The 7,761-nt window shown below is 59.4% G+C and carries 9 protein-coding genes; 8 read left to right on the plus strand and 1 reads right to left on the minus strand.

Going from position 1 to position 7,761, the window contains the following annotated elements; genetic code table 11:
- Positions 1 to 3: 3 nt before the first annotated feature.
- From DHN60_RS03605 to DHN60_RS03630, 6 genes are all read left to right on the plus strand, one after another.
- Positions 4 to 801 carry an ABC transporter ATP-binding protein gene (locus DHN60_RS03605; RefSeq protein ID WP_234423499.1) on the plus strand — a complete coding sequence of 266 codons (798 nt, stop codon included), beginning with the start codon at positions 4 to 6 and terminating at the stop codon, positions 799 to 801.
- Positions 798 to 1,670, plus strand: a complete 873-nt coding sequence (locus tag DHN60_RS03610) for an ABC transporter permease (protein WP_108835849.1) — start codon at positions 798 to 800, stop codon at positions 1,668 to 1,670. Before DHN60_RS03605 ends, DHN60_RS03610 begins: the two co-directional genes overlap by 4 nt.
- Positions 1,663 to 2,718: an Ldh family oxidoreductase gene (locus DHN60_RS03615; protein ID WP_108835850.1), complete on the plus strand. Its 1,056-nt coding sequence runs from the start codon at positions 1,663 to 1,665 to the stop codon at positions 2,716 to 2,718. The genes DHN60_RS03610 and DHN60_RS03615 overlap by 8 nt, the downstream gene beginning before the upstream one ends.
- A 63-nt stretch (positions 2,719 to 2,781) precedes the next feature.
- A complete protein-coding gene (locus DHN60_RS03620; protein WP_159089100.1) occupies positions 2,782 to 3,720 on the plus strand; it encodes an NAD(P)/FAD-dependent oxidoreductase in 939 nt (312 codons plus the stop codon).
- Between the two features lie 41 nt (positions 3,721 to 3,761).
- Positions 3,762 to 5,297 (plus strand): acyl--CoA ligase, encoded by a 1,536-nt coding sequence (locus tag DHN60_RS03625; RefSeq protein WP_108835852.1) that lies wholly within the window; start codon positions 3,762 to 3,764, stop codon positions 5,295 to 5,297.
- Positions 5,294 to 6,274: a 2-dehydropantoate 2-reductase gene (locus DHN60_RS03630; RefSeq protein WP_108835853.1), complete on the plus strand. Its 981-nt coding sequence runs from the start codon at positions 5,294 to 5,296 to the stop codon at positions 6,272 to 6,274. The genes DHN60_RS03625 and DHN60_RS03630 overlap by 4 nt, the downstream gene beginning before the upstream one ends.
- Before the next feature lie 305 nt (positions 6,275 to 6,579).
- Here the strand turns inward: DHN60_RS03630 and DHN60_RS22800 are convergent, their stop codons facing one another.
- Positions 6,580 to 6,714, minus strand: a complete 135-nt coding sequence (locus tag DHN60_RS22800; protein ID WP_255415550.1) for a hypothetical protein — start codon at positions 6,712 to 6,714, stop codon at positions 6,580 to 6,582.
- A 420-nt stretch (positions 6,715 to 7,134) separates the two neighbouring features.
- On the opposite strand from DHN60_RS22800, the gene DHN60_RS22200 reads away from it, so the two are divergent.
- Positions 7,135 to 7,392 (plus strand): hypothetical protein, encoded by a 258-nt coding sequence (locus DHN60_RS22200; protein ID WP_159089101.1) that lies wholly within the window; start codon positions 7,135 to 7,137, stop codon positions 7,390 to 7,392.
- Positions 7,393 to 7,507: 115 nt separating this feature from the next.
- A partial coding sequence (locus DHN60_RS03640) for a transposase (RefSeq protein ID WP_159089102.1) occupies positions 7,508 to 7,761 on the plus strand: 254 nt, incomplete at its 3' end.

Raw genomic sequence — 7,761 nt, forward strand, 5'->3', positions numbered from 1 at the left:
CTGATGGCAGAAACGAAAGTCGGCGCACCTTTGGGTGCGCCGGTCTACGAACTGAACCGGGTCAGCAAGACCTATGCACACAATCTCGTGGTCGCTCTTAAAGAGGTCGACCTGACACTGCGCAAGGGCAGCTTTACGTCCGTCATCGGATCGAGCGGTTGTGGCAAGTCCACATTGCTCAAGATCATGGCCGGGTTGATCCCGCCCACCAAAGGTCGCGTCGTCCTTCAGGACAAACCCGTGACCGGCCCGCGTCGCGACATCGGGATGATGTTCCAACAGGCCACGCTGTTTCCGTGGAAGACAGCGATCGAGAATATCGTGCTGCCCATCGAGATTCGCGATGGAAAGCCCGCCGCCAAGGCCGCAATGGCCAAAGCCCATGAACTGATGGAGATTGTCGGCCTCAAGGGATTTGAGCACGTCTATCCCAACGAATTGTCCGGAGGCATGGCGCAGCGCACATCGATCTGCCGGATGTTGATCACGGAACCGGCGGTTTTGCTGCTGGACGAACCTTTTAGCGCGCTGGATGAGTTGTCCCGCGACATGATGAACATGGAACTGCAACGCATTTGCCGTGAACAGGACGCGACGGCCTTCCTTGTGACCCACTCCATTCAGGAAGCGGTCATTCTGTCGGACGAAATCGTGGTGATGAAGCCGCGCCCGGGCCGTGTGTCCGAGATCGTTAAGGTGGACCTTCCACGCCCACGCACGCTGGAGATGATGACCACCCCGGAATTCGGTGAAATCGTCGAATACATCCGCACCCAACTGGACAAGGGAGAAGACATGTGACCGATCTTTCGAACAACGCGTCATCCTCAAATTCCAACGACACGCTGGAAGACACCGTCTGGGTTCAGGAGATCGCATTTATCGACTCAGTCCCCCGCTGGATCGCGATGACCTTCGTCTTTGTGGTTTTCATCGGCATATGGCAGTTCGTGACGGCCTTTGGCTTTGTATCCCCCATCATCTTGCCAACACCCTTGGAAACCTTTCAGGACATGATCTTTGTGGGCACCAACCTTGTGACTGGCGGCTACATGTTAACGGCCCTTTGGATCACCATTCTGGAGGTGATCTACGGCTTTGCCCTCGCCATCGCCATCGGCTTTTCGCTTGGCGTATTGGTTGGGGAAACCGCCTTTGGCGAAAAAGCGGTGATGCCATATCTGGTTGCCATCGACACGATGCCAAAGGTGGCGTTCGCCCCCCTCTTTGTGGCTTGGTTGGGCTTTGGCATTGAATCCAAAGTGGCCCTTGCCGCTTTTATCGCGACCTTCCCGATCGTGGTTGGCACCGCCGCCGGGCTGCATGCAGCGGACGAAAACGCGCGTATGCTGTTCAAGACGATGGGGGCAAGCCGGATGCAAACCCTGATCAAGATGAAACTGCCAAGCGGGTTGCCGCAAATCTTTACCGGTCTCAAGATCGGCGCCGTTGGCGTGATGGCAGGCGCGATCACAGGTGAATTCCTTGGTGGCGGCAAAGGGTTTGGTGAGTTGATCCGCGTGGCAGCTTCGCAACTGAACACGCCGCGCGTCTTCTCGTTGATCCTCTACCTCAGCCTTGTGGGTCTGGCCCTGTATCTGCTGGTGCAATTCACCCAGCGCAAAGTGGTCTTCTGGCACGCAGAACGCGTGGGCTCTTACGATGGCTGACGACGCAACTGTAAACCTCGAGACCTTGCGCACCTTCGTTGCCAAGGCTCTTGGGTCGCAAGGTGTGCCAGACGGGGATGCGGCCAAGGTCGCCGCCCTCATGGTCGAAGCTGACATCTACGGCTACGCCACCCACGGGGTGTTCCGCCTGCGCCAGTACATGGCCCGCTTGAAGGGCGGTGGTTGCAACCCGACCCCCACGGTCAAGGTCGTACACGAGACGGCGGCAACGGCGCTGATCGACGGGGATGATGGTCTGGGCCATCTGGCAATGGCTGCAGCACGCGATCTGGCGATGACCAAAGCACGCGAGGCCGGTATCGGCTGGGTCGGGGTGCGCGGTGGCAATCATGCAGGGCCCTTGGCGCTCTATGTACGCCCACAGGCCGAGGCCGGGCTGCTGGGCATGGCCGCTGCCGTGGGCAGCGCCAATCAAGTGCCCCCATACGGCGGCACGGACCTGTTGCTGGGCACAAACCCAATTGCGTTTTCCGCCCCCAATGAGGGGGACGATCCGTTCGTCTTCGACATGGCCACAACCGTGGCAGCCATGGGCAAAATCAAAACACTGCTGCAACAAGGCGAACCCATGCCCGAAGGGTGGATGGTGGGCCGCGACGGCAAACCCCTGACCGACCCGGCGCGTAAATCCGAAGGGTTCTTGTTGCCCATCGGCGGCCCCAAGGGCTTTGGTCTGTCGGTGGCGATTGGCTTGATGGCCGGTGTCCTCAATGGCGCGTCCTTTGGCGCGGACGTGGTGGATTTCACCAACGACACGACGTCTTCGACAAACACCGGGCAGTTCGTGATGGCCCTTGATCCTGCTGCCTTTGGCATTGCTGATTTCGGGGCGAACGCCGCCCGCGTGTTTGACGAAATGCGCGCCTCTCCCCCGCTGCCGGGGCACGACCCTGTGCGGATGCCCGGCGAGGGAAAGAGTGCAGCGGCGAAGGGGCGTATGGACCGGGGCCTTGCCCTCAAACCCGCCTTGCGCGCCGATCTTGAAGCCATTCTGGCGGAATATGGATTTGACGCAGCCCTTGGCTGATCCAGTTTGTGGCCTGCAGATGCGCACAGCCCTTACCAAACCCAACGATCGGACCTGATTGACGTGAAGACAGAAGACCAAATTGCCGTGATTGGTGCGGGGATGGCTGGTCTGACAGTCGCCCGCACCTTGGTGGATGCGGGTCACAGCGTTGTCGTGTTTGACAAGGGCCGTGGTCTTGGCGGGCGCATGGCATCGCGCAGGCGTGATGGCTGGCGGTTTGATCACGGGGCCATCGTGCTGCGGCCAACGGACGAGGCCTTTACCGCCCTGATCGCCCAGAATGAAGATCAAGGATACGCCGCACAATGGGCAGACGCTGCCGGATGGACGGGATTGCCCGGCATGAGCGGCAGTGTGAAACCCTTGGCACAGCCGCTCACAGTACATACCCAAGCCGAAGTCACCGGGTTGGAGCGCAGCGGCAATGGATGGGTCTTGCGCGGCGTCGCGCAGGCCGAAGGCGTGAAATTCGACAGGCTTGTTCTGGCGATCCCACAGCCCCAGGCCCTCCGCCTCCTGTCGCCATGGCCTGACCTTCAGGCCGCCATCGCACCGGCAGAGACGGACCCCTGCTGGACTGTCATGGTCGGCTTTGAAACGCCCTTGCCCACGGATCTCACTTACGCAAACGACCTGTCAGGCCCGATCTCGGTCATCGCGCGCGAGACCGCAAAACCGGGCCGCGATCTACTGGGGGACGCTTGGGTCATTCAAGCCAGCGCAGATTGGAGCAGCACCCATCTGGAACGCGAACAGGCCGAAGTCCCCCCACCCCTGCTTGAGGCGTTCTTTGACACGCTTGGCTGCTCACCGGTGGCGCCCGTCATCAGCATGGCCCACCGCTGGCGGTATGCATTGACCCGCACCCCCTTGGGTCAACCCTATATCCACGTGGACACCCTTGGGCTTTCGATCTGCGGGGATTGGTGTCTTGGCCCCACGGCCCAAGATGCATTCAACAGCGGTCGCAGCCTTGCAGCTGAACTGTTATCAGAGTGAGACTTTGGCCAATGGCCGCCAGAAATGAAGGAAGACCTTTCATGAAGACCACGATGCACGCCCTTATCGCAGACCACCCCGGCAACCTGCCCGCTATTGGAGCCGCTGATCGCGACTGGCTAAGCTACGACGGTTTGCGCGCCTTGTCACAAGAGGTCGCATCGAGCCTGAACGCCATGGGCATAGGCGCAGGCGATCGTGTGGGCATTGTCCTGCCCAATGGGCCCGAGATGGCGACTGCCTTTGTCACCGTCGCGCAGGTCGCCACAACGGCGCCGCTTAACCCGGCTTATCGCGAAGATGAATACGCGTTCTATCTTGAAGACTTGAAAGCCAAGGCCTTGCTGATCAGCGCAGATGACGATGGCCCGGCGCATGCCGCCGCCCTAAAACTGGGTCTGCCGGTGATCCGCTTGTCTGTGCCGGAGGGCGCGGCGGCGGGGTATTTTACGCTGTCCTCTGACATGAGCGGTGAAGCGTCGCGCGCGCCAACAGCAGAAGATGTCGCGTTGATCCTGCATACGTCCGGGACGACCTCGCGCCCCAAGATCGTGCCCTTATTGCAGTCCAACGTGGCCGCATCCGCACACCATATCCGTGAAAGCCTCGCCCTCACGCCCGAGGACCGGTGCCTGAACGTCATGCCCCTGTTTCACATTCACGGGCTTTTGGCGGCCGTGTCCGCCTCTCTGGCCGCTGGTGGCTCGGTCTTTTGCACGGCCGGATTCAACGCGCTCAACTTCTTTGCGATGATGGATGAGGCGCGCCCGACGTGGTTCACAGCCGTGCCCACAATGCATCAGGCAATCCTCGCCCGCGCGGGGCGCAATGCAGAGACCATCGCGAATAACCCGCTTCGATTCTTGCGCTCGTCATCCGCCTCATTGCCTGCTCAGGTGATGGTTCAGTTGCAAGCAACCTTTGGCTCGCCAGTGATCGAGGCCTATGGCATGACCGAGGCTGCACACCAGATGGCCTGCAACCCCCTGCCCCCGCGCGCCCAGAAACCCGGCGCAGTCGGCGTCGAGGCAGGCCCAAAAGTTCGCGTCGCACATGAAATCGAAAACCACCTGATCGACGGCACAGGCGAGATCGTGATTTCAGGCCCCAACGTGACGGCGGGCTATGAAAGCAACCCGGATGCCAACGCCAAAAATTTCTTTGATGCCGACGGCGCACGATGGTTTCGCACCGGCGATCAGGGGGCCTTTGATGCGGAGGGGTATTTGTACCTGACCGGGCGCCTCAAAGAGATCATCAACCGGGGCGGAGAAAAGATTAGCCCGCTGGAAGTCGACGGCGTGCTGCTGGATCACCCGGACGTGGCACAGGTCGTCACCTTTGCCCTGCCCCATGCCAAACTGGGCGAAGAGGTTGCGGCCGCTGTGGTGCTGCAAGAGGGGTCGGCCACCACCGACAAGGGCATCCGGGAATTTGCGTCCAGTCGGATGGCCGACTTCAAAGTGCCCCGCAAAGTGATCATTCTCGATGAAATCCCCAAAGGGGCGACGGGCAAGATGCAACGCATTGGTCTGGCCGAAAAGCTGGGTCTCGTGGAAAAGGCGCAAGGCGAATGAAAATCTGTGTTTTCGGAGCGGGCGCCATAGGCGGCTATATGGGCGTGAAATTGGCGCAAGCGGGCGCAGACGTCAGTCTGGTCGCACGCGGACCACACCTAGCGGCGATGCAGGACAAGGGGCTGACGTTGCTAGAAGACGGGCAAGCACCCCAAACCGTATCCGTGACAGCGAGCGACAATCCTGCTGACTTGGGGCCGCAGGACTATGTCATCGTAACGCTCAAGGCGCATTCAGTACCGCCCGTGGTGGACAAGATGCAGCCGTTGATCGGGCCAGACACCACGATCGTGTCCGGTGTAAACGGCGTTCCGTGGTGGTACTTCCACAAACTTGGCGGACCTCTTGAGGGCACGCGACTGGCATCAGTCGACCCAGGCAATGCGCAGTGGAACGGGTTTGGTCCGGACCGGGTGTTGGGCTGTGTGGTCTATCCGGCGGCAGAAGTCATTGAACCCGGCACGATCAAGCACATTGAGGGGAACAGATTTTCTTTAGGCGAACCCGATGGCAGCAAATCTGACCGCGCGGTGGCACTGTCCAAGGCATTAATGGCAGCAGGTATGAAGGCGCCCGTACGACCCCGCCTGCGCGACGAGATATGGGTCAAACTGTGGGGCAACCTGTCCTTCAACCCGATCTCCGCGCTCACCGACACGACGCTTGATGTCTTGTGCACGGATGAGGGCACTCGATCTGTGGCACGCAACATGATGCTTGAGGCGCAAACAATCGCGGAAAAACTGGGAGTAAAGTTTCCCATCGATGTGGAACGTCGGATCGACGGGGGCGCGGCGGTGGGCGCACACCGGACGTCCATGCTGCAAGACCTCGACCAAGGCCGCCCTATGGAGATCGACGCGCTGGTCGGTTCTGTGCAGGAATTGGGTCGCGTCACCGACACACCGACCCCGACAATCGACACTGTTCTTGCGTTGATCAAATTGCGCGGGCGAAGTGCTGGATTGTATGAATAGGGAGTATTGGGACGCACTGCGAGGTCATGCGCTTTGTTCAAAACAGGCGCCGTACAGCTATCAGAACGATGCACGCGCTAAAGCACTTGGATAAAACGAACACCTGTGGACCTGTCACGTTTTAGTGCCGCCCAAAGCGCGCGTTTATTAGAAAAATGTTGGAACTGCTAAGCTAAATCGACAGAAAAACCCGCCACACTGCCCCCCCGCAGCCAGCCCAGTAGACCGAGGCCGACGAAAAGAACGCGGCGATGCTTTGCCCCACCCCGCCAGCGCCAAATTCAGCAGGTGGAAAGCCGGTTGGCTCAGGCGAAAACAGCGTCGAAAATAGCCGCGCCCGCGGCCAAAAAACCCAACAAGGCAAGGAACATCGCAAGCGCAAACACGAGGGCTTCCAGCTTGGTTAGGGGCGGGTCTTTGGGATTTGGATTTGTGCTCATGCGGCGCGGCTTAGTGTCTGTGCCTGACGGCCGCAATGAGCGAAATTCAGCTTGGCGAAATACTGCCAACCTGCCCTTTCCGTGACTACTCACTCAGCAAATAGTAGAAGGCCAATGCAGAGGAAAACAGTTGGCCACCTACTCTGAAAATCTATGCAGCACGCGGCTTACAAAACATTCTTCAACGACCAAAACGGTCATGATCCTGCCGCGCCACGCGACTGGCATAATCCGAACGGAACACACGCAGCACTTGCACCGGATCGCCCTCGGCCGCCCCACGCGCTGCGCGTCTTGCAGTCTTGACTTGCCGGTTGCCTGCATTCTGAGGACCAGATGCCTGTTTCGCACACTGTCTGTACTCGGTGTCTCGTCCACCGGCCCTAAGGAAGCGACAAACTTCGGGTGTTGGAGGTAACATTGCCACCTGGTGACGAAGAACCGTTGCACCACCACCGTTGGCCATCCGTTTTCGTATTGGACGGACTGCATGACAAGGTCAGAGACATCTCGCCAGACGGTGTCGAGTTGCCGCCGAGCCGTGATGTCATACAGGCCATTGAAGCGTGGGATGGCCAGAGCAGCCTCGTTGTGAACATGGCCCCACAACCGTTGGGGCGCGTGCTGAACAAGGGCGACACAAGCATTCATGGAATTAGGGTCGAGATCAAAGGTTAGTGCCTGCCTTTGGATGGTCGGTTTTCCGCTGTCTGACGTCAGCGCTTATGGGTCCAAATAGGGCAAATTGCTAAGAGAGTGTTCTTGGCTCATCGTAACCACCGAGGAGTGGAAGATGAGACAGACCAATGGAACACGCAAAAGCTCAGGCGAGAAGATCGTCAAAGACATCAAACGAGCGACCCGCAAGCATTACTCGTCCGAAGAGAAGATCAGGATCGTCCTGGACGGTCTGAGGGGCGAGGACAGCATAGCTGAGCTGTGTCGTCGTGAGGGTATCTCTCAAGGCATCTATTACAAATGGTCCAAGGACTTCATGGAAGCGGGCAAGAAGCGGCTGGCAGGCGACACAGCCCGCGCTGCGAACAC

Source organism: Tateyamaria sp. Alg231-49 (assembly GCF_900143535.1).
GTDB lineage: Bacteria > Pseudomonadota > Alphaproteobacteria > Rhodobacterales > Rhodobacteraceae > Tateyamaria.

Excerpts from the sequence above, each read along its gene's own strand:
- DHN60_RS03605 (WP_234423499.1), top strand. The coding sequence starts at position 4 with ATGGCAGAAACGAAAGTCGGCGCACCTTTGGGTGCGCCGGTCTACGAA.
- DHN60_RS03615 (WP_108835850.1), top strand. The coding sequence starts at position 1,663 with ATGGCTGACGACGCAACTGTAAACCTCGAGACCTTGCGCACCTTCGTT.
- DHN60_RS03625 (WP_108835852.1), top strand. The coding sequence starts at position 3,762 with ATGAAGACCACGATGCACGCCCTTATCGCAGACCACCCCGGCAACCTG.
- DHN60_RS22800 (WP_255415550.1), bottom strand. The coding sequence starts at position 6,714 with ATGAGCACAAATCCAAATCCCAAAGACCCGCCCCTAACCAAGCTGGAA.
- DHN60_RS03630 (WP_108835853.1), top strand. The coding sequence starts at position 5,294 with ATGAAAATCTGTGTTTTCGGAGCGGGCGCCATAGGCGGCTATATGGGC.